Raw genomic sequence first — 19,427 nt, 5'->3', positions numbered from 1 at the left:
CAAGGTCGGACGCCATAAAAACAAACGATTCCAGGGAGATAAATCAGCCCGTCCGGGCTGGTGGCGCGCCCCAATCCGGCCTGCGCCAGTCGATCCCCTCCCAGAGCATGGCCAATTGAGCGGCGGTCAGACGCACGCTGCCATCCGTCGCCGCAGGCCATGGGAAACGACCCTTCTCCAGGACTTTGTAATACAGGCAAAAGCCCTGGCCATCCCAATACAGAAGCTTCACCCTGTCGCCGCGGCGCCCTCGAAACGCGAACACGGCACCGTTCGATGGCCGCTGCCTCAAGACATCCTGCGCGATCGCTGAAAGCCCCGCGATACCTTTGCGCATATCAGTGTGACCGCAGGCCAGGTAAACGCGAATGCCGGTTCCCGGGCCGATCATGCCGCCTCCACCGCCTGGATCAAACGGGTCAGCACCGCCGCATCCACATGGGCATCGACCCGCAAGCTGCGACCATTGCGTAGAACCACCTCAATCAACGCCAAGCTCGCTTCAGGGGCGCACGCTTCCTGCGGTTCCGGCGGCGACGTAATATCGACGGGCAGGAATAGCGTCGCGTCGTCTGGCGTCAGAAGCCCCTTCCTCCTCAGCTCGTATCGCCAGGCATAGATCTGCTGCCGCCTGATCTCGTGGCGCTGTGCGACCTGCGACACGGTCGCGCCGTTCACCCCGACCGAAAGCACAATCGCCAACTTCTCGTCGTCACTCCAGCGGCGCCGACGCTCCAAGCCAAGAATTTCGCCCCGCACAGCTGCCTCCCTCCCTGTAGGAGACGTCATTAAAGACGTCTTTATGGACGTTTCTTACCAATCTCCAGGACACACGAGCAGGCGGTTCAAATCGGGCGGTTACGATCAATCAGATCGAAGTGAACTGGTCTGAGGAGGTGTGCGAGTTGCTCGTATTCCTGAATATACTTAGCCAGGACTGGAACCCCAGACAGGATCAATATCAAAGGCCATCTAGAGTCCTTAAGGAGGGTCTTGAAGCTGTCCAAGAAAATCTCGTTGGTTCTCGAGTTTTTCTCAGTGAAAACGTGCTGGCACTCGTCAAAATGTATGCCGATGACACCCTGCCGACGGGCTTGGTTTACTACTTCTCCCCAGATGTAGGTTTGAGTGCGCCGCCCATCGATGGGGTAATTCAGGGCCTCTGACCTGCCCCCCGCGAAATCCCTCACCATGATGTAGAGTCTGCCCAACCTATGTAGGAGCAGACGAATGCGTAAGAGCCGTTACACCGAGGCGCAAATCATCGGGATGATCAAAGAGCAGGAAGCCGGGATGCCGACGGCGGAGGTGTGCCGCCGGCATGGGCTGAGCCCGGCGACCTTTTACAAGCTGAAGTCCAAGTATGGCGGCATGGAGGTATCGGAGGCGGCGCGGCTGAAAGCGCTGGAAGATGAGAATGCCAAGCTGAAGCGGCTGCTGGCAGACACGATGCTCGACAATGTGGTTCTGAAAGACCTGCTGGGAAAAAGCTGACGGCACCGAAGGAGCGGCGAGAGGCAGCGCTCACTGCGATGCGGGATCATGGCATCTCGCAGCGCAGGGCCTGCCGGCTTGTCGGTGTCGACCCCAAGACGGTCCGGCGCAAACGCCCGCCCGACCATCCCGAGATCCGCCAGGAGATGAAAGAGATCGCTGGCAAACGCCGCCGGTTCGGCTACCGGAGGATCGGCGTGCTGCTTGAGCGCAAAGGCATGATCATGAACCACAAAAAACTGTACCGCCTCTACCGGGAAGAAGGCCTTGCGGTGAAGCGGCGGCGGGGCCGCAAACGCGCCCGGGGCTCACGCACACCGATGCCCGAAGCCACACGGCCGAACCAGCGCTGGTCCCTGGACTTCCTGGCGGACAGCTTCGGCGCCTCGCGGAAGTTCCGCATCCTGGCCGTGAACGATGACTGCTGCCGGGAAAACCTGTGCCTGGCTGCGGACACCAGCATTTCAGGAGAGCGCGTTGCCCGGGAGCTGGACGCGCTCGTCCGGATCTACGGGAAACCCGCTTGCATTGTCAGCGACAACGGCACGGAATTCACCAGCCGGGCAATCCTGAAATGGGCCGACAGGAACGGCGTGGATTGGTATTACATCGACCCCGGGAAACCGCAGCAGAATGCCTTTATCGAGTCATTCAACGGCAGCCTGCGGGACGAGCTTCTCAATGAAGAGCTGTTCGATACCCTGGACGATGCCCGCCGCAAGCTGGCGCTGTGGCGCTACGATTACAACAACGTCAGGCCGCATTCTTCGCTGGGGAACAGAACGCCAATGCAAGCGCGGCAGGCGCTTGAGCTATTTGAGGGCTCCGCGCCTGCCGCGCTTGCCAAGCCCGAGACCGACGATTACCAAAACCAAACCCGCAGACTCTCCTCATGAACGAGGGACCAGCGGGGGGCAGGTCATTGTCATTCCGAACAAGCGGAGGGGAGCGCGCCTTTCGAGCGAAGTGCAGGGATCGACAAAACACCGACGATCCAGGAAACCAAGACAGGGTCATTCTGAGATGGGTAGAGGGAGCAACCACCCAAGTAGCAAGGTAGCAACAATAATTTCAGGCCCACCATTGCCCGCCCTTAGCGGTCATGTCCTGAACCGTTGCTCAATCTTTAGCGCTTGTTTGGCACCATCTGAGCGTGCGACCGGATAGGATTTGCCATCAACAGTCTGCGCACTCCGGCAGCGCTAAAAAACATCTTGCCCAGAAAATACAAAGGCAGGCCAAAGCCTGCCTTGAAGTGTTTTGCTGTAGGAAACGTCAAACAGGCGAGATTTGCGTGAAGTCGATCTCTTCAACCGGGACCACAATTGTTCCTTGATCAAACAATATCGCGCTGCGCATATATTCTGCAAAAGTGTCCGTGCGTGCGGTCGTTGTTGTGAAGGAAAGTTCCGCTGCAGAACTTTCTCTCTCGATGAAGCTGACATCTGATGTTTGCATTAAATAATTCACGGTTGATCCTCCCTTTTCCACCCTTCAAACAGCCGATTGTCCTGAAAGCCAATCGCAGGTGGTGCGCCATTTTGCGGCACTTGCACCTTCTGCAGGACACCCTCGGTGATGAATTGATGGCTTCCGCCTTCTACCGTTTCAATCAATCCACGCCGCACCCGGTAGTGCACAGCCGGGTGGTTTGCAAGCTCTACGTCCGGGGCAAACCGATCTCGTAGTTTCAGTGTTGCACTGACATTCTTATATAGATTTCTTAATATCGCGTAAAATTCTTCGCTCGGTTTCTCAATTTTGAGACCAAGCAACTCTGCCTCGCGGCGGTTGATTGTGTGGTCATGGCTTCCACTTTCACTGCAGAGGAAGTCGATGATTTGTTCTTTCTTCTGGCCTTCAATCTCCTGATGAACCAGGAGCTTCGTCGCCAGATCTCGTATCTGTGTTCTGGTCCTGAAAATTTGCCCCAAGACCAATGGATGAATCTGGGACGACAGGTGCGTCAAAACGGTTGCAAGACTGTTGGAGTCTTCCACACCAAGCTGCTTTGCCACATCCAGATATCCCTGAACTGCCTCCACGCTCACTGGGGCCCTTTGCGGCGGGTTGGTCCCTGGCACATGCGGATTCATAGGGTTGTTCACGCTTGGATCAATTGGCCCAAGTGTGGATTGTTTTGACATCACGATCCGGTTTGCGCCAAGGCACATCAGCGTGCCAGCACTAAGCGCCTTGACCAAAACGATGATTTCCAGCTCCTCACAAAACGTTCGGAGCAGATTGATCAATCTCCAGGCTGTCGCTGTGTTCCCGCCGGTTGTGTAGAGAACTACAGTGATTTTTTGTGCAGGCCAAAGCTCATCCAAATGCTCAACAAAAATGTCATCAACATCCGGGCCGATTTGGGTTTCCATCGCAGGCCGGTCACTGGTGACATACAGCAACACCTTGGAATCTCTTGCTGCTGCTATCTGTGATAAAATCTCTCTACGCTCTTCGTGGGCGCTTTCAGTTTGAGAAACTGGAAGTGCCACGGGCTGTTGGGCCCCTCCGATGTTCTGCTGGTTCAATTTTTTGCCTCTATGCCGTCTCGTGCTCACCCATAAATTGAATCAGACTGGTGTCTATAGCAAGAGTCTTCGGCAAGGCGACGCCGCGTTTCCCACATCAGCGGCAAAAATCGCAAGTTTTGAACGTGTAAGACGCGATTTCACGCCTTCTCAAGAGCCGACCCAAATAGGAAGTTTCGTTCCGGGTATCGTTCCGGATAAGCCCATCTAAACGGCGTGATTTCCTTTAAGATACTGATTTTAATGGCGACCCCGGCAGGATTCGAACCTGCAACCTGCCCCTTAGGAGGGGGCTGCTCTATCCAGTTGAGCCACGGGGCCGCGTCTTTCCGCGATAGCAAATCCGTCCTGCGATCACAATGGGATCGGCACAGCCCAAAGCCGTTTTGCCGCGCGCAGTTTCCATTGTGCAGCAAGTGATGTCTGCGCTAACGTCAAAGGCAGACATAACAAGAGGCTCAGGAACGTGACCACGGACAGCAAGCGCCCGCTTACCCTTCGCGATGTATCCGAAGCAACCGGTGTTTCCGAAATGACTGTAAGCCGGGTTCTGCGCAACCGCGGCGACGTGTCGGAGAAGACGCGCACTAAGGTGCTGAGCGCCGCAAAGGAACTGGGCTATGTGCCCAACAAGATTGCGGGCGCGCTGGCCTCGAACCGGGTGAACCTGGTGGCTGTGATCATCCCGTCACTGTCCAACATGGTGTTCCCGGAGGTGATGACCGGCATCAACCAAGTGCTGGAGAACACCGAGCTGCAGCCGGTTGTCGGCGTCACTGACTATCAGCCCGAAAAAGAGGAAAAAGTGCTGTACGAGATGCTCTCGTGGCGCCCCTCCGGCGTGATCATCGCGGGGCTGGAGCATACCGAAGCCGCCCGTGCCATGCTGAGCAGCGCCGGTATCCCGGTGGTGGAGATCATGGATACCGACGGCAAGCCGGTGGACGCGATGGTTGGCATCTCTCACCGCCGTGCAGGGCGCGAGATGGCAAAGGCGATCCTGAAGGCAGGCTACCGCCATATCGGCTTCATGGGCACCAAGATGCCGCTCGACCACCGCGCCCGCAAACGCTTCGAAGGCTTCACCGAGGCGCTGGCCAAGGAGGGCGTGGAGATCGAGGACCGCGAGTTCTATTCCGGCGGCTCAGCCCTGGCCAAGGGGCGCGAGATGACCCAGGCCATGCTGGAGCGCTCGCCCGAGCTGGATTTTCTCTATTATTCCAACGACATGATCGGAGCAGGCGGCTTGCTTTATCTGCTGGATCAGGGCATCGACGTGCCTGGCCAGATCGGCCTCGCCGGTTTCAACGGCGTGGAGCTGCTGCAAGGCCTGCCCCGCAAGCTCGCCACCATGGATGCCTGCCGCCTGGAAATCGGCCGCAAGGCGGCTGAGATCATCGCCGCACAGCTGGAAGACCCCGACGCCGAAATCGAAACCCAGATCACGCTGACCCCCACGATCTCTTATGGCGACACGCTGAAACGGCGCTGATGGCGCTGCAACGGCTTGGCAACCACAGTGCGCGGCGGCTGTTTCTGGACCGCCACGCGCTGCTGGAGCAGCCCGCAGGCCCGGCCAAAGGGGCTGATCTGCTGGAGCTGATCCAGCGGCTGGGGTTCGTGCAGCTCGACAGCATCAACACGGTTGCGCGCGCCCATGACGTAATCCTCTATTCCCGCCGGCCGGGTTACCGGGCGCAGAACCTCAAACGGCTCTACGAACGGGACCGCGGGCTGTTTGAGCATTGGACCCATGACGCCGCGATGATCCCGATGGCGTTTTACCCTCAGTGGCATCTAAGGTTCCGGCGCGACACCGAGCTGCTGCGCAAACGCTGGCGCAACTGGCGGCGCGACGGTTTCGAGGCGCAATTTGAAACCGTCCTGAACCACGTCCGCGACCACGGGCCCGTCAGCTCTTCCGACCTCGGCAAGGGCGAGAAAAAGAGCTCTGGAGGCTGGTGGGACTGGCATCCGTCCAAAACCGCGCTGGAATACCTCTGGCGCTCCGGAGCGCTGACGGTGGTGGGTCGCGAGGGGTTCCAGAAACGCTATGACCTGACAGAACGGGTGATTGAGGAGCATCTGCGCCCCACTGCCCATTGCGATGAGGCGGCGACGGTGAACTGGCTGTGCTCTGCCGCTTTGGACCGCCTGGGCTTTGCCACATCGGGAGAGCTGGCCGCCTTCTGGGACACTGCCTCTCCGGCGGAAGCCAAGGCCTGGTGTGCGCAGCAGTTGCGCCAGGGCGGGCTTGAGGAGATCTGCGTCGAGCAGGCCGATGGCAGTTTGCGCAAGGTGTTCAGCCGTCCTGGCACTGTCGGAGAAGCCGGGGAACTGGGGCCGGCACCTGGCCGGATGCGGGTGCTCAGCCCGTTCGACCCCGCACTGCGCGACCGCAAACGGGCCGAGCGGCTGTTCGGCTTCCACTACCGGATCGAGGTTTTCACCCCCGCCCCCAAACGGCAATACGGCTACTACGTCTTCCCTCTTCTGGAGGGCGACCGCCTTGCGGGCCGCATCGACATGAAAGCGGACCGGGACGCAGACCTGCTGCGCGTGACCGCTGTCTGGCCGGAAAGCGATATGAAATGGCCGCGGTCCCGCACACGGCGGCTGGAGGCCGAGCTGGACCGGGTGGCGCGGTTTGCAGGCGTCAGCAGAGTGGTTTTCGCTGATGGCTGGCTGCGCTGAGCAGCGTCATTCCGGCCGCAGCTGCGCCTCGATCACGGCACGGTAGTCGCCGGGTGCCGGTTTGGCCGTGAAGGTGTCGGGCGCGATGAAGACGCAGACGAATTTGCCTTCGAAACACAGAACGCCGTCCTGCCGCGCATTGACCCGGAAAGTCACCGACTTGCTGCCCAAAGCCGCCGGCCAGACCTCGCACATCAGCCGGTGCCGGGGCGTGACCGGAGACCGGAAGTCGATGCTCATGTGCACAAACGGCGTGCCGGTGCCCCGGTCCAGTTCCATCTGGTACCAGCCGTCACCGTCCAGGTGATGCTCCCACCAGGCGTCGATCGCTTCCAGCGCAAAGGCAGGCAGCCGTCCGGTATAGGCAATCCGCGCCGGGTCGCAGTCGCCCCAGCCGACGCGGATTTCGTGAACGAAAGTGTTTTGCCCTGCCATGTTATGCCGCCCCGACCGTTTCTGCAGGCGCATCCTACCGGCGCGGGTTTGAGATAGTAAACGGCAAAGGCCGCCGGCACCGCTGCGTCACGAACCGCCGCGCTTGCGGCTCAGGACCAGATCCGGGAGCACCAGCGCATCAATCAGCGCCTCGCACAATCCAACGCAGTTGGTGCAGCCCAGACAGGGTCCTTGCAGCCCCGAAACCTTGGCGGACAGCGCCTTGACCCTCGGCGCGTCGGATTTGCTGCGGCTGATGGGCATGGCTGGTCTCCCCTGTGTGTGGTGACGGACAGGATCAGCGGACCCCAAAAGGTGAGTCTGGTCAATCCAGACCGGTGTCACAAAATATTTCCATCTTGAGACCGGCTGGCCGCAGACCCTCCCCCGCGCGAGACGGGAGAGGGCAACGCTTTACTGCATCAGCATCAGCGGCAGCAGCGTGATGATCGGGAAGGCCACCAGGATGACCACCCGGATCAGGTCGGAGGCGACAAAGAACATGACCGCCTTATAGGTGTCGATCATCTTGGTCTTGCGGTCCATCGCGTTGATGATGAACAGGTTCATGCCAACCGGCGGGGTGATCAGGCCAACCTCCACCACGATCAGCACCAGCACACCGAACCAGATCGCGACATATTCCGCCTCAATCCGGTTCACCCGGCCTTCGGTCACCCGGATGCCCAGTTCCTTCATTTGCTCCCGGGTCAGTTCAGCCCCGGTGGCAATTGCATCCTGTATCGAGGCAAGCATCTCTGCCCCCATCCCCTCAGGGACACCGGCCTTCAGCACCTCCATCGCGGCATCCGCCTGCATCGCGGGCAGCGACAGCAAGCCAAAGTCCATGGCAGAGATCACCGGGAAGAAGATCGGGATCGTCAGCAGGATCATCGACAGCGAATCCATCAGGCAGCCGAACACCAGATAGAAGGCAAGGATCAGCGCCAGAACCATCCAGGGGCTGAGACCCTGGCTCACGACGAAGTCGGCCAGCTCCTGCGGCACCTTGGTCAGCGCCAGGAAGCCGTTGTAGAATCCCGCACCCAGCACAATGAAAAAGATCATCGCGGTGGAGCGCGCCGTCACCAGGAAGCTGTCGGCAAGCGTATCGCGGGTCAGCCCGCCATTGGTCCAGGCAATAAACCCGGTGCCAAAGGCCCCCACGGCCGCGCCCTCGGTCGGGGTGAACCAGCCCAGGTAAATACCGCCGACAACAAGGCCGAACACCAGCAGCACCGGCCAGACATGGAACAGCGCGGCAAAACGGTCGCGCATCGGAACCGGCGGGCGGGTGCCCGCGCTTTCCGGGAACAGGCGCACATAAATGGAAATCGCAACCACATAACCTAGTGCCGCCAGCAGGCCCGGGATGAAGGCCGACAGAAACAGCTTGGCGATGTTCTGTTCCGTCAGGATCGCATAGATCACCAGCACCACCGAAGGCGGGATCAGAATGCCCAGCGTGCCGCCGGCTGCCAGTGTGGCGGTGGAAAAGCCGCCGGCATAGCCGTATTGCTTCAGCTCGGGCAGCGCCACCCGGCCCATGGTGGCTGCGGTCGCCAGAGACGAGCCGCAGATCGCGCCAAAGCCGGCACAGGCGCCGATGGCCGCCATCGCGACACCGCCCTTGCGGTGGCCCAAAAACCCTTCAGCCGCTTTGAACAGCGCAGTGGACATGCCGCCCAGCGTTGCAAAGTGCCCCATCAGCAGGAACATCGGCACTATGGTCAGCGAATAGGAGGAGAAGGTGGTATAGGTCTCGCTTTTCAGCCGCCCGAAGGCGACCTGGGTGCCATCCGTGACCCAGATCAGCCCGCCAAGGCCGACCAGAAACATCGAAAGCCCGATCGGAACCCGCAGAAAGATCAGCAGCATCAGAACCGGGAAGGAGGCGATGCCAATTTCAAGAGCCGTCACTGTTCACCCTCCACGCCGTCCCAGACCAGGATCCGGCCGGTAAAAAATTCGATGGTGCGGATTGCACCCATGTAGATGCCCACGATGGCTGCCACGACGGCCGCCACCAGGCTGATGGCGTAGGCCCACCAAACCGGAAACTCGAGCAGGAAGGAGGTTTCGCCATTGGTGTATTTACCGGCAAGCCCTGCCCCCAGCCGCCAGGCAATCAGAACCAGCACCGCGGCGAAGACCACTTCGGTAACCATCCGCAGAAACCGCTTCACGCCGCGCGGGAAGGCATCGGCCACCACATCAACCGACGCATGGCCAGCAGTGATCTGACACAATGGCAGGAAGGCGAAGATGGCAAACGCCACCCCGGCCTCGACCAGTTCAAAGTCGCCGTTCACTGGCCCGACCCAGCCCGTCATCCAATTTGAAAACCCTGGCGCGATCCGCTCCATCAAATCGCCATGGAAGAAACCGTTGAGCAGGCGCCCAGCGATCGAAACACATGTCAGAATGATCAGAAGAGTGAGGACCGCACCGCCCAGGTAGGCCATTGATTTGGCCAGCCGCATCATGAGCTTGTGCATGGTTAAGTTGCCTTGTTCCGGTGTGCAAAGGGCCGCAGTGCCAATGCCGCGCGGCCCTTCACTTTTATCAATACAAACGCCTTACTGGTACTGCGGCGTGTATTTCTCGATCAGCGCGCTGGCTTCTTCGATCAGGGCAGCGCCATCGAGGCCCTTTTCCTTCATGTCAGCGATCCACTGGTCATAGATCGGCTGCGCGCGTTCACGCCAGACCGCGGTTTGCTCTTCGTCGAGGGTGATCACGTTGTTGCCCAGATCCAGCGCCATCTCGCGCGAGGGGCCGTCGGAATCCGCCTGGGTGCCGCCGGCAAAGACCGAGAATTCCAGGCCGGAGTTGTCGTCGATGGCCTTTTTCAGGTCATCCGGCAGGCTCTCATACTTTTCTTTGTTCATCGCCAGAACGAAGGTCAGGGTATATAGCGCCTTGCCAGTGAACTCGGTGTGGTTTTCCACCAGTTCCGGAACCTTCAGCGCCGCGGTGACTTCCCACGGAATGGTGGTGCCGTCGATCACGCCCTTGGACAGGCCTTCCGGAATCGCCGGAACCGGCATCCCGACCGGGGTCGCGCCCAGCTCGGTCAGCAGCGCGTTGACCGAACGCCCGCCGCCGCGGATCTTCATGCCTTCCAGGTCTTCCGGCGTTTCCACCGGATCGGCGGTATGAATCATGCCCGGCCCATGCACCCAGGTGCCCAGGATTTTCACATCCTTGAACTCGGTGTCTTTCATGTGCTTGTCGAACATTTCCCAATAGGCGTGCGACACGGCCCGCGCATTGGTCATCATGAACGGAAGCTCGAACACCTCGGTCGAGGGGTAGCGGCCCGGGGTATAGCCCACCACGGTCCAGACGATATCCGCGACGCCGTCAATGGCCTGGTCCATCAGCTCTGGCGGCTTGCCGCCCAGCTGCATCGACGGAAAGCGATCAACCTTGATGCGCCCGCCAGAGGATTCCTCGACGTTGTCCGCCCAGACATCCAGGATCAGTTTCGGCACGTTTGCCTGCGCCGGCAAGAACTGGTGAAGTTTCAGCGTCACCTCCTGCGCAAATGCCGGTGCCGCGCAGAATGCCGCGACAGCTGCCGCGCCAACGGCGCCCAGTAGCTTTCTCCGAGTGGTCATATCGTCCTCCCTTTGACCTCATCCCTTACCGGATTCCCGCCTTCGCAACTTTGCTGCGGAATCCAGCGTTTATCTTTCCGTTTCTGCCGTCAGAGCCCCGCCGAAGGTTCGTTTAACGAACCGGCTGCCTCTCTGCTATTAGGTGCGTTTGTAACCATCAACAGCAGATTATGCATTTTCTACTCATGAAATCCGCCTGCTGACTTTTGTCCCAGGCAGATTTTCCGCTTGATATGTTACGAAGCCCCCCGCAATCACATTCAAATTGATACATATTGAAGCCAGCGCAAAGCAACAATAAACATCCGCTCGCCCGCCTTGCGTCATTCCGCAGCAGTCAAGGACAGCTCCACCGGCGCCAGCCCGTCAATTCCGCCATGCATCCGGTCGCCGCTTTGCACCGGCCCGACACCGGCAGGCGTACCGGTCAGAATCAGGTCTCCAGGCCGCAAGTGGTAAAAGCCGGACAGATGGCAGATGATCTCCTTCACGGACCAGATCATCTCATCCAGCGTGGCGTCCTGCCGGATCTCCCCGTTCACCTCCAGCCAGATCCGCTGCTTTTCCGGCCCGCCCCAGTCCGCCGCCCGGGTCAGCGGCGCCAGGACCGTGCCGTTCTCCAGATCCTTGCCCAGATCCCAGGGCCGCTGCTTTTGCCGCTCGCGGATCTGCAGATCCCGCCGGGTCATATCCAGCGCACAGCCGTAGCCAAAGATCGCTTGCCGTGCTTCCTCGGCAGAGGCCCGGAACACCGGTGCGCCGATGGCCACGGCCAACTCCATCTCATGATGAAAGTTCCCGGTGCCCGGCGGATAGGGCACTTCTGCACCTGACAACACCGCATTGGCGGCCGCCTTGGTGAAATAGAACGGCGCCTCCCGGTCCACTTCATTGCCCATCTCAGCGGCGTGGGCCGCATAGTTGCGTCCGACACAAAACACCCGCCCTACAGGATAGCCCGCAGCTTCCCCGGCAACCGGAATCACCGGCGTCTCCGGCAGTGCAAACAGAACCTCACCCATCTGAAAATCCTTTTGGAATAGCCTTCCACCTAGTCAGACCTCCAAACAACGGACCTGTAAACCCTGCTTTCTGCTTCTAAAGATTTGAAATTCCTGATCCATGCGCTTACCGGCGGCGCCTTTGCCGCGTTTCCGCAGGAAGTCTTGGAACCTTGCGCCGGGCTGTTCACCAGCACAGCAAGCGACTGGAAGTGTTAAACACAGGCACACGGAATTTTGCCCCAAAGGCAGGAGAGGTTTGGCAACTCCCCCGACACGCTCTTCCCCTCGCCTGGACGGTCGAGAGAATCCCCGAAGGGGATCAACATCTTACTTGTTTTCAGCGGTGTTTTGGGAGGAAGTGGTGAGCCGTGCAGGATTCGAACCTGCGACCCACTGATTAAAAGTCAGTTGCTCTACCAACTGAGCTAACGGCCCACTTCTTCGTCGCGGTCTAAGTGTTTTTTCCAAAAGGTTCAAGCACTTATTTCGCTTCGGAACTGCTTGGCAGCGTGTGTCTCACTGTCCCGATAGGCGGCGTATCTAGGGGGAGTAGCGCGGGGGGTCAACCCCTTTTTTCAACTTTTCTAACCGAAGGCTGGATTCATCTTTGCGCCGGGTCTATATGCCCGCCATGAGCACCTCCGCAGATACCGCACTCCCCTTCATGAAGATGCACGGGCTGGGCAACGACTTTGTCGTTGTCGACGCGCGCGCGCAGGACATTGCCATCACCCCGGCAATGGCCAGGGGAATCGCCCACCGCCAGTTCGGCGTCGGGTTCGACCAGCTGACCGTCATTACAAGCGGCAAGGGCGATGCGCATCTGACCTTCTACAACGCCGACGGTTCCACCTCCGGCGCCTGCGGCAATGCCACCCGCTGCATTGCCCGCCATCTGATTCTTGAAACCGGCAAACCGGAGCTGCACCTGACCACGGACCGCGGCGACCTCTATGCCCGCGACGCCGGCAACGGGCTCACCGCCGTCAACATGGGGGCGCCGCAGCTGGACTGGCAGGACATTCCCCTGGCCGAGAAAGTTGACACGCTGGAATTGCCAATTGAGGGCGGCCCCACGGCAACCGGCATGGGCAACCCCCATTGCACCTTCTTTGTCGAGGACGCCGAAATTATCCCCTTGGAGGAATTCGGCCCCCGTTATGAGCACCACCCGCTCTACCCTCAGCGCACCAATGTGCAGGTTGCCCAGGTGACCGGCCCCGACCGCATCCGCATGCGCGTGTGGGAGCGCGGTGTGGGGGTGACTCTGGCTTCCGGCTCCTCCTCCTGCGCGACAGCCGTTGCGGCCGCCCGCCGCGGGCTGACGGGTCGCAAGGTGCAGATCGACCTCGATGGCGGCACCCTGTGGATCGACTGGGCAGAGGACGGCGTCTGGATGACCGGCCCGACCATGCATGTGTTCGACGGCACCTTCACCCGTGAATTCCTGGAGTCACTGGCATGAGCGTGCCCAAGTTCACCACCCTTGGCTGCCGCCTGAACGCCTATGAGACCGAGGCGATGAAGGAGCTGAGCCAGCAGGCGGGCCTGGAGAACGCCGTGGTGGTGAACACCTGCGCGGTGACGGCGGAGGCCGTGCGCAAGGCGCGCCAGGAGATCCGCCGCTTGCGCCGGGAAAATCCGGAGGCGCCGATCATCGTGACCGGCTGCGCCGCCCAGACAGAGCCGGAAACCTTTGCCGCGATGGAAGAGGTCACCCGCGTCATCGGCAACACCGAAAAGATGCAGGCCGAAACCTGGCAGCAGATCGCCAAGGGGCCGGATTTCATTGGCACCACGGAAAAGGTCCAGGTCGACGACATCATGTCGGTGACCGAAACCGCAGGCCATCTGATCGACGGTTTCGGCACCCGTTCCCGCGCCTATGTGCAGGTCCAGAACGGCTGCGACCACCGCTGCACCTTCTGCATCATCCCCTACGGCCGCGGCAACTCCCGATCGGTCCCTGCTGGCGTGGTGATCGACCAGATCAAGCGGCTGGTGGACAGGGGCTACAACGAGGTGGTTCTGACGGGCGTGGACCTCACCTCCTGGGGCGCCGATCTGCCCGCACAGCCGCTCCTGGGCGACCTTGTGATGCGGATCCTGAAACTGGTGCCGGACCTGCCGCGCCTGCGCATCTCCTCCATCGATTCGATCGAGGCGGACGAGAACCTGATGCAGGCCATCGCCACCGAGCCGCGGCTGATGCCGCACCTGCATCTGTCGCTGCAACACGGCGACGACCTGATCCTGAAACGCATGGCCCGCCGCCACCTGCGCGACGACGCCATCGCGTTTTGCGAGGAAGCCCGCCGCCTGCGCCCGGAGATGACCTTTGGCGCCGATATCATCGCGGGCTTCCCGACCGAATCCGACGCCCATTTCGAGAACTCGCTGAAGCTGGTCACCGACTGCGGCCTGACCTGGCTGCACGTCTTCCCCTATTCCAAGCGCGAAGGCACCCCGGCCGCCAGAATCCCGAACCAGGTGAACGGCAATGTGATCAAGGAGCGCGCCGCCCGCCTGCGTGCGGCCGGCGATGCGCAAGTGGAGCGCCACCTGGCTGCGCAGATCGGCAAGACCCACCGCATCCTGATGGAAAACCCGCATATGGGCCGCACCGAGCAGTTCACCGAGGTGACATTTGCCGCACCGCAGGAAGAAGGCCGGATCGTCACGGCCGAGATTACCGGTGTGGCAGGCAACCAGCTGGTGGCTTGAGGCTGCGGGGAATTGCCTTCCTCCGAATTTCCCGCTAAATCTCACATCACAGGTCCCGGATACCTGCCGCTCGCGGCCTCTGGCCATGGTGAAATTCGGACAAGGTTTATCCTGACGCCTGGGTGCACGCCCGGACAGCAACGCGAGCCCTGTCTGCAACGGCATATGCACCCTTTTGCGAAAGGTATATCCATGCAGACTAACTCTGCCCTGCCCCCCGTGCCGCAGCTCAAGGCCGAAGCACGGCTGTTGCGCAAGCATTCCGTGGCCCAGGGCCAGCCCATCAGCCACAGCACCGCCCTGGAGCGGATCGCCCACTACTACGGCTTCCGCGACTGGAACACGCTCAGCGCCCGCGCCTCGAACGCGCCGGAACTGCGGGTGGGGATGCGGGTCGAGGGGCGCTATCTCGGCCAGCCCTTCACCGGCTATGTTCACGGGCTGGCGGCCTGCGGCAGTAGCGGCCACCGGCGGATCACACTGCACTTCGACACGCCGGTGGACGTGGTTCAGTTCGACAGCTTCTCGTCCTGGCGCCAGCGGGTGTCGGCGGTCATCAATGCAGACGACCGCTCGCCGCAGAGAACCTCCAACGGGCTGCCGCATCTGACGGTCAGCCCGCTGGCCTGAGCCGCGCTGCTTTTTTCTGGCCCGAAGTCTCCCCGGGGCGCTTTCCCCCTTGGAAACGGAAAACCCCCGCAAGCGGCGCTTGCGGGGGTTTGATGCTTCACACAGTCAGCGGAACTGAACTCAGTCCTTGCCTTTGACCGGCGCCCACAGCTTCTTGTTGGTCAGGTACAGCAGCACCGACAGCACGGTCAGGAACAGCACGCCGACAAAACCGGCTTGCTTGCGGGCCATCATCTTGGGCTCGGCAGTCCACATCAGGAAAGCCGCGACGTCCTGCGACATGGCCTCCACGTCATTGGCGTGACCGTCGGCAAATTCCACCTGCTCATCCGACAGCGGCGGCGCCATCGAGATCCAGCCGCCCGGGAAGGCGGTGTTTTCATAGAAGGTGGTGCCTGCTTCTTCCTTCGTCTCGCCAGTGTATCCAGCCAGCAGCGAGGCAATGTATTCGGCACCGCCCATGCCTTTGAACAGCTGGTTCAGGCCCAGGCCGTAGGGGCCATGGAAGCCCGCACGCGCCTTGGCCATCATGCTGAGGTCCGGGGCGCCAGCGTTGTTGTTCTCCGGGAAGTTGTCGACCGGCTTGGCCGGGCGGTCTTCGTCCAGTGCCGGATCGTAGACGCTGAAGTTGTCAGCTGCGTAGGCGCGCACCTGATCTTCGGGCATCTGCGGGCCGCCTTCGTCCGACAGGGTGCGGATCGGCACCAGCTTCAGACCGTGGCAGGCTGCGCAGACTTCGGTGTAGACCTGCAGGCCGCGCTGCAGCTGGTTGCGGTCATAGGTGCCGAACGGCCCCTCGAACGAGAAGTCGTAGTCGGTGATGTGCTGCTCGCCGCCGCCTGCTGCGAAAGACGCAGCAGGGATCAGGGCCAGAGCGAAGGCGGCACCGGTTGCCAGTTTCTTGAACATTGCTAGGTGTTCCTTCTTCTTACTCGGCAGGAGTGGCTTCAGCAGAAGATTTCTTGCCGTAGTGGGCCTCGAAATCCTCTTCGATGGTCGCCGGTTGCGGCAGCGGCTTCTCGATCACGCCCAGCAGCGGCAGGATCACGAAGAAGTAGCCGAACCAATAGGCCGATGCGATCAGCGAGAACGACGCATAGGGCTCTTCCGCCGGCATCGCGCCCAGCCACATCAGGGCAAAGAAGTCGATCACCAGCAGCGCGAACCACCACTTGAACATCGGGCGGTAGCGGCCCGAACGGACGCGCGAGGTGTCCAGCCAGGGCGCCAGGGCCATCGCCAGGATCGCGCCGAACATGGCGATCACGCCAAAGAACTTCGCATCCACGATGCCGCCGGTGATGAAGGAGGCAAACTGCACGACCCAGACTTCGGAGGTGAAGGCACGCAGGATCGCGTAGAACGGCAGGAAGTACCATTCCGGAACGATGTGCGCGGGCGTCACCAGCGGGTTGGCTTCGATGTAGTTGTCCGGGTGGCCCAGGTAGTTCGGCATGAAGCCGACAATTGCCCAGAAAATCACCAGCACAACGGCCAGGCCCAGGAAGTCCTTGATCACGAAGTACGGCCAGAACGGCAGGGTGTCTTTCTTGGCTTCTTCCTTGGACCCCTTGCGGACATCAACGCCGGTGGGGTTGTTGTTGCCAGTGGTGTGGAAGGCCCAGATGTGCACGATCACCAGCGCCGCAATCACGAACGGCAGCAGGTAGTGCAGCGAGAAGAAGCGGTTCAGGGTGGCGTTGTCCACCGCCGGCCCGCCCAGGAGCCAGGTCTGGATCGGTTCGCCGATGAAGGGGATGGCGCCGAACAGGCCGGTGATCACGGTGGCGCCCCAGAAGGACATCTGGCCCCACGGCAGCACGTAGCCCATGAAGGCGGTGCCCATCATCATCAGGTAGATCAGCATGCCGACGATCCAGGTGATCTCGCGGGGCGCCTTGTAGGAGCCATAGTACAGGCCGCGGAAGATGTGGATGTAGACGGCAACAAAGAACAGCGAGGCGCCGTTCATGTGAAGGTAGCGCAGCATATGGCCGCCGTTCACGTTGCGCATGATGTGCTCAACGGATGCAAAGGCCATGTCGACATGCGGGGTGTAATGCATCACCAGGACGATGCCGGTGACGATCTGCAGCGCCAGGCAGAAGGCCAGGACGATGCCCCAGATCCACCACCAGTTCAGGTTCTTGGGGGTGGGGATCATGATGGTGTCATAGATCAGGCCGACGATGGGCAGGCGGCTGTGCAGCCACTTCTCTGCGCCTGTCTTCGGCTCGTAATGGTCGTGGGGAATACCGGACATGAGCGCGTTTCCTTATCCCAGCTTGATGGTGGTGGCGTCGGTGAACTCGGCCAGCGGAATGTGCAGGTTCTCAGGCGCCGGGCCTTTGCGGATCCGGCCGGCGGTGTCGTAGTGCGACCCGTGGCACGGGCAGAACCAGCCGTTGAATTCGCCTGCGCCGTCACCCAGCGGCACACAGCCCAGGTGGGTGCAGACACCCATCATCACCAGCCATTCGCCGGTTTCGTCCAGGGTACGGTTCGCGTCAGCCGCGTCGGTGCCCGGCTTGTTGGCGTTTTCCGACCGCGGGTCGATCAGCTCGGACAGCTCCACTTCGCGGGCCGCCTCGATCTCTTCCTGGGTGCGGCGGCGGATGAACACCGGCTTGCCCAGGAACATGACCGAAATCTGCGTGCCAACTTCCACGCCGCTGACATCGACCAGGATCGAGGACAGCGCTTTCACGTCGGCGGAGGGGTTCATCTGGTTGACCAGGGGCCATACGGCGGCACCCGCGGTCACTGCCCCGGCGCCGGCAGTGGCGTAGTAGAGGAAATCTCTCCGGGTTCCTTCGTGGTCTTCTGCGTGGGACACGAGGTTTTCTCCAATTCCAGCGCCCGTTTAGGGCAAACATGCGCATGCACCGCGATTGCTCGCAGTGACTCTGGCGCGTGTCTAGCGGGGAGAGAGCCGTTCGTCCAGCGGTCATGGGCGCGCAGAAAGCCGCAGACGGCAATTCTGTCACGCCTGGGTGACAGTGCCGCACCCATATCGTTGCGGCACCAGTCCGTTTCAAGAGGCCGGGGTCAAGCCGCCGGCGGTTTTGTCGCTTGCATCGACGGGCGCGATTCGAATGTCTCGAACCACTCCGCCAGCGCCTCGTTGCCCTGACGCCAGTTTGTGTCCGGGTGGCGGAAGTTCACATAGGCCAGCGCACAGGCCACCGCGATCTGACCGATATCCAGCGGCCCCCGCAGATGACTCATCCAGCGCGCATTCAGTGCCGCGCAGCCGCCCAGCACCTTGTCCCGCTGCGCATTCAGCCAGCCGTCCCACTGCTTGTCCTCCGGGCGCAGCCGTTTCTCGTAGGACATCAGCACCGCCGCATCCATGATCCCGTCGGCGGTCGCCTCCAGCACCTTGCTGTCCCAGCCGCGGCTGTACAGCTTGCCGCCGGCGCGCTCATCCAGATAGGCGCAGATCACCCTGCTGTCATAGAGAGCCGGCCCGTCATTGCGCTCCAGTGCCGGGATCTTGGCCAGCGGATTGCTGGCCTTCACATCCGGACTGGGGCTGAGCGGGGTTGTTGTGACATCCAGGATTTCGACATCCTGCAATTGCCCGGTTTCACGCAGCAGCACCACAACCTTGCGGGCAAAAGGGGATGCTTGGGAATAAGTGAGTTTCATCAGAAATATCCTCCGCTGTTTGGCCGCAGCCTACTGCAAGCGGGCCTGAGGGAAAGGGGCAATCACCGCACTGTGCTAAACTGGTCCAGTGTAACACGTGACAGGAGGCCTCCAATGATCATGCGGATATTCCAGGTCGTCATCCGGCCCGGCAAGGAAGCCGAGTTCAGCAAGTTCTTTCATGAAACCGCGATCCCGCTGATGAAAGGCACCGACGGAATCGTCTCTGTCCTGCCTGGCGCACCGCGCTCCGAGACTCCGCGGGAGTTCAGCTTTGTGATGGTCTGGAAGGATCTGGCCTCGCTCAAGACTTTTGCGGGTGAGGATTACACCAGTCCGCACATCGACCCGGCTGAGGCCGAACTGGTCGAGTCACGCACCATCAAGCACTACAACTTGGTCGAGACCTGACCCCGTTCCGCAATTCCCGCTTGCAGGCATCTCCGCTGCTTGCCAAAGTCTCGCCGTTCTCAGGGCGGGGCGGAATTCCCCACCGGCGGTAAGCGGCCAGTCCCGCAAGCCCGCGAGCGGCTTCCATGGTTTTGGGAGTGTCAGCAGATCTGGTGCAACTCCAGAGCCGACGGTCACAGTCCGGATGGAAGAGAACGTGCAGAAGGGCGGCGCCAGGCGTGCGCCCG

Annotated in this window: 22 protein-coding genes, 2 tRNA genes and 1 riboswitch; of the genes, 8 read left to right on the top strand and 16 right to left on the bottom strand. The window is 61.0% G+C overall.

Annotated features, from left to right (window positions below; translation table 11 throughout):
• Window positions 1-43: 43 nt before the first annotated feature.
• Together tnpB and tnpA are read right to left on the bottom strand one after the other, a co-directional pair.
• On the bottom strand, window positions 44-391 hold the full coding sequence (tnpB, locus tag R2C4_RS18665) for an IS66 family insertion sequence element accessory protein TnpB (RefSeq protein ID WP_141889229.1): 348 nt from the start codon (window positions 389-391) through the stop codon (window positions 44-46).
• The gene (gene tnpA, locus R2C4_RS18660) at window positions 388-759 is read right to left on the bottom strand and encodes an IS66-like element accessory protein TnpA (RefSeq protein ID WP_141889228.1); all 372 of its coding nucleotides are present in this window, start codon (window positions 757-759) and stop codon (window positions 388-390) included. The genes tnpB and tnpA overlap by 4 nt, the downstream gene beginning before the upstream one ends.
• 146 nt (window positions 760-905) lie before the next feature.
• On the opposite strand from tnpA, the gene R2C4_RS18655 reads away from it, so the two are divergent.
• Both R2C4_RS18655 and R2C4_RS18650 read left to right on the top strand, forming a co-directional pair.
• A complete protein-coding gene (locus R2C4_RS18655; protein WP_141891749.1) occupies window positions 906-1,166 on the top strand; it encodes a hypothetical protein in 261 nt (86 codons plus the stop codon).
• Between the two features lie 64 nt (window positions 1,167-1,230).
• Window positions 1,231-2,390 (top strand): IS3 family transposase gene (locus R2C4_RS18650; protein ID WP_141889224.1). Its coding sequence is split into 2 segments (ribosomal slippage): window positions 1,231-1,489 and window positions 1,489-2,390, totalling 1,161 coding nucleotides; the frame shifts between segments, so codons are not numbered across the junction.
• A gap of 379 nt (window positions 2,391-2,769) precedes the next feature.
• Here R2C4_RS18650 and R2C4_RS18645 read toward each other — a convergent pair.
• From R2C4_RS18645 to R2C4_RS18635, 3 genes are all read right to left on the bottom strand, one after another.
• Complete coding sequence (locus tag R2C4_RS18645) at window positions 2,770-2,964, bottom strand: hypothetical protein (protein WP_141891747.1); 195 nt, start codon at window positions 2,962-2,964, stop codon at window positions 2,770-2,772.
• Window positions 2,961-4,028, bottom strand: a complete 1,068-nt coding sequence (locus tag R2C4_RS18640; RefSeq protein WP_208764507.1) for an SDH family Clp fold serine proteinase — start codon at window positions 4,026-4,028, stop codon at window positions 2,961-2,963. Before R2C4_RS18640 ends, R2C4_RS18645 begins: the two co-directional genes overlap by 4 nt.
• Window positions 4,029-4,272: 244 nt before the next feature.
• Window positions 4,273-4,349: transfer RNA gene (locus R2C4_RS18635), tRNA-Arg, on the bottom strand.
• Between the two features lie 145 nt (window positions 4,350-4,494).
• Here R2C4_RS18635 and R2C4_RS18630 point away from each other — a divergent pair.
• Together R2C4_RS18630 and R2C4_RS18625 are read left to right on the top strand one after the other, a co-directional pair.
• A complete protein-coding gene (locus R2C4_RS18630; RefSeq protein WP_008555117.1) occupies window positions 4,495-5,520 on the top strand; it encodes a LacI family DNA-binding transcriptional regulator in 1,026 nt (341 codons plus the stop codon).
• On the top strand, window positions 5,520-6,722 hold the full coding sequence (locus R2C4_RS18625) for a winged helix-turn-helix domain-containing protein (protein ID WP_141891745.1): 1,203 nt from the start codon (window positions 5,520-5,522) through the stop codon (window positions 6,720-6,722). Before R2C4_RS18630 ends, R2C4_RS18625 begins: the two co-directional genes overlap by 1 nt.
• A 6-nt stretch (window positions 6,723-6,728) precedes the next feature.
• Here the strand turns inward: R2C4_RS18625 and R2C4_RS18620 are convergent, their stop codons facing one another.
• From R2C4_RS18620 to R2C4_RS18595, 7 genes are all read right to left on the bottom strand, one after another.
• Window positions 6,729-7,157 (bottom strand): acyl-CoA thioesterase, encoded by a 429-nt coding sequence (locus R2C4_RS18620; protein ID WP_141891744.1) that lies wholly within the window; start codon window positions 7,155-7,157, stop codon window positions 6,729-6,731.
• 87 nt (window positions 7,158-7,244) lie between these two features.
• Window positions 7,245-7,421: a hypothetical protein gene (locus tag R2C4_RS21275; RefSeq protein WP_167510273.1), complete on the bottom strand. Its 177-nt coding sequence runs from the start codon at window positions 7,419-7,421 to the stop codon at window positions 7,245-7,247.
• A gap of 150 nt (window positions 7,422-7,571) precedes the next feature.
• The gene (locus tag R2C4_RS18615; protein WP_141891743.1) at window positions 7,572-9,077 is read right to left on the bottom strand and encodes a TRAP transporter large permease; all 1,506 of its coding nucleotides are present in this window, start codon (window positions 9,075-9,077) and stop codon (window positions 7,572-7,574) included.
• The gene (locus tag R2C4_RS18610) at window positions 9,074-9,655 is read right to left on the bottom strand and encodes a TRAP transporter small permease (protein WP_141891741.1); all 582 of its coding nucleotides are present in this window, start codon (window positions 9,653-9,655) and stop codon (window positions 9,074-9,076) included. The genes R2C4_RS18615 and R2C4_RS18610 overlap by 4 nt, the downstream gene beginning before the upstream one ends.
• An 81-nt stretch (window positions 9,656-9,736) precedes the next feature.
• Window positions 9,737-10,780 (bottom strand): TRAP transporter substrate-binding protein, encoded by a 1,044-nt coding sequence (locus R2C4_RS18605; protein ID WP_058287457.1) that lies wholly within the window; start codon window positions 10,778-10,780, stop codon window positions 9,737-9,739.
• Window positions 10,781-11,103: 323 nt separating this feature from the next.
• Window positions 11,104-11,802 (bottom strand): fumarylacetoacetate hydrolase family protein, encoded by a 699-nt coding sequence (locus R2C4_RS18600; protein ID WP_141891740.1) that lies wholly within the window; start codon window positions 11,800-11,802, stop codon window positions 11,104-11,106.
• Between the two features lie 341 nt (window positions 11,803-12,143).
• Window positions 12,144-12,219 (bottom strand) — tRNA-Lys (locus tag R2C4_RS18595).
• A gap of 187 nt (window positions 12,220-12,406) precedes the next feature.
• On the opposite strand from R2C4_RS18595, the gene dapF reads away from it, so the two are divergent.
• The 3 genes from dapF to R2C4_RS18580 all read left to right on the top strand — a co-directional run bounded on the left by dapF (window position 12,407) and on the right by R2C4_RS18580 (window position 15,138).
• Window positions 12,407-13,249 carry a diaminopimelate epimerase gene (gene dapF / locus R2C4_RS18590; RefSeq protein ID WP_141892131.1) on the top strand — a complete coding sequence of 281 codons (843 nt, stop codon included), beginning with the start codon at window positions 12,407-12,409 and terminating at the stop codon, window positions 13,247-13,249.
• Complete coding sequence (gene mtaB, locus R2C4_RS18585; RefSeq protein WP_141891739.1) at window positions 13,246-14,508, top strand: tRNA (N(6)-L-threonylcarbamoyladenosine(37)-C(2))-methylthiotransferase MtaB; 1,263 nt, start codon at window positions 13,246-13,248, stop codon at window positions 14,506-14,508. Before dapF ends, mtaB begins: the two co-directional genes overlap by 4 nt.
• Before the next feature lie 192 nt (window positions 14,509-14,700).
• Window positions 14,701-15,138, top strand: coding sequence for a glyoxalase superfamily protein (locus tag R2C4_RS18580; protein ID WP_058287453.1), 438 nt, complete (start codon window positions 14,701-14,703; stop codon window positions 15,136-15,138).
• Between the two features lie 120 nt (window positions 15,139-15,258).
• Here the strand turns inward: R2C4_RS18580 and R2C4_RS18575 are convergent, their stop codons facing one another.
• From R2C4_RS18575 to R2C4_RS18560, 4 genes are all read right to left on the bottom strand, one after another.
• Window positions 15,259-16,047: a cytochrome c1 gene (locus tag R2C4_RS18575; protein ID WP_141891738.1), complete on the bottom strand. Its 789-nt coding sequence runs from the start codon at window positions 16,045-16,047 to the stop codon at window positions 15,259-15,261.
• A 19-nt stretch (window positions 16,048-16,066) separates the two neighbouring features.
• Window positions 16,067-17,401, bottom strand: coding sequence for a cytochrome b (gene petB / locus R2C4_RS18570; RefSeq protein ID WP_141891737.1), 1,335 nt, complete (start codon window positions 17,399-17,401; stop codon window positions 16,067-16,069).
• A gap of 12 nt (window positions 17,402-17,413) precedes the next feature.
• Entirely contained in the window at window positions 17,414-17,974 is a 561-nt protein-coding gene (gene petA / locus R2C4_RS18565) for a ubiquinol-cytochrome c reductase iron-sulfur subunit (RefSeq protein ID WP_058287451.1), read from the bottom strand.
• A gap of 212 nt (window positions 17,975-18,186) precedes the next feature.
• Entirely contained in the window at window positions 18,187-18,789 is a 603-nt protein-coding gene (locus R2C4_RS18560) for a glutathione S-transferase (protein ID WP_141891736.1), read from the bottom strand.
• A gap of 114 nt (window positions 18,790-18,903) precedes the next feature.
• Between R2C4_RS18560 and R2C4_RS18555 the strand changes: the two genes are divergently transcribed.
• The gene (locus R2C4_RS18555; protein WP_141891735.1) at window positions 18,904-19,200 is read left to right on the top strand and encodes an antibiotic biosynthesis monooxygenase family protein; all 297 of its coding nucleotides are present in this window, start codon (window positions 18,904-18,906) and stop codon (window positions 19,198-19,200) included.
• 51 nt (window positions 19,201-19,251) lie between these two features.
• Window positions 19,252-19,400, top strand: a riboswitch (FMN riboswitch).
• Window positions 19,401-19,427 lie beyond the last annotated feature (27 nt).

The sequence above is a fragment of the Leisingera aquaemixtae genome (genome assembly GCF_006740765.1).
Classification (GTDB): Bacteria; Pseudomonadota; Alphaproteobacteria; order Rhodobacterales; family Rhodobacteraceae; genus Leisingera; species Leisingera aquaemixtae.
This window is presented reverse-complemented; position numbering and strand designations above follow the sequence as displayed.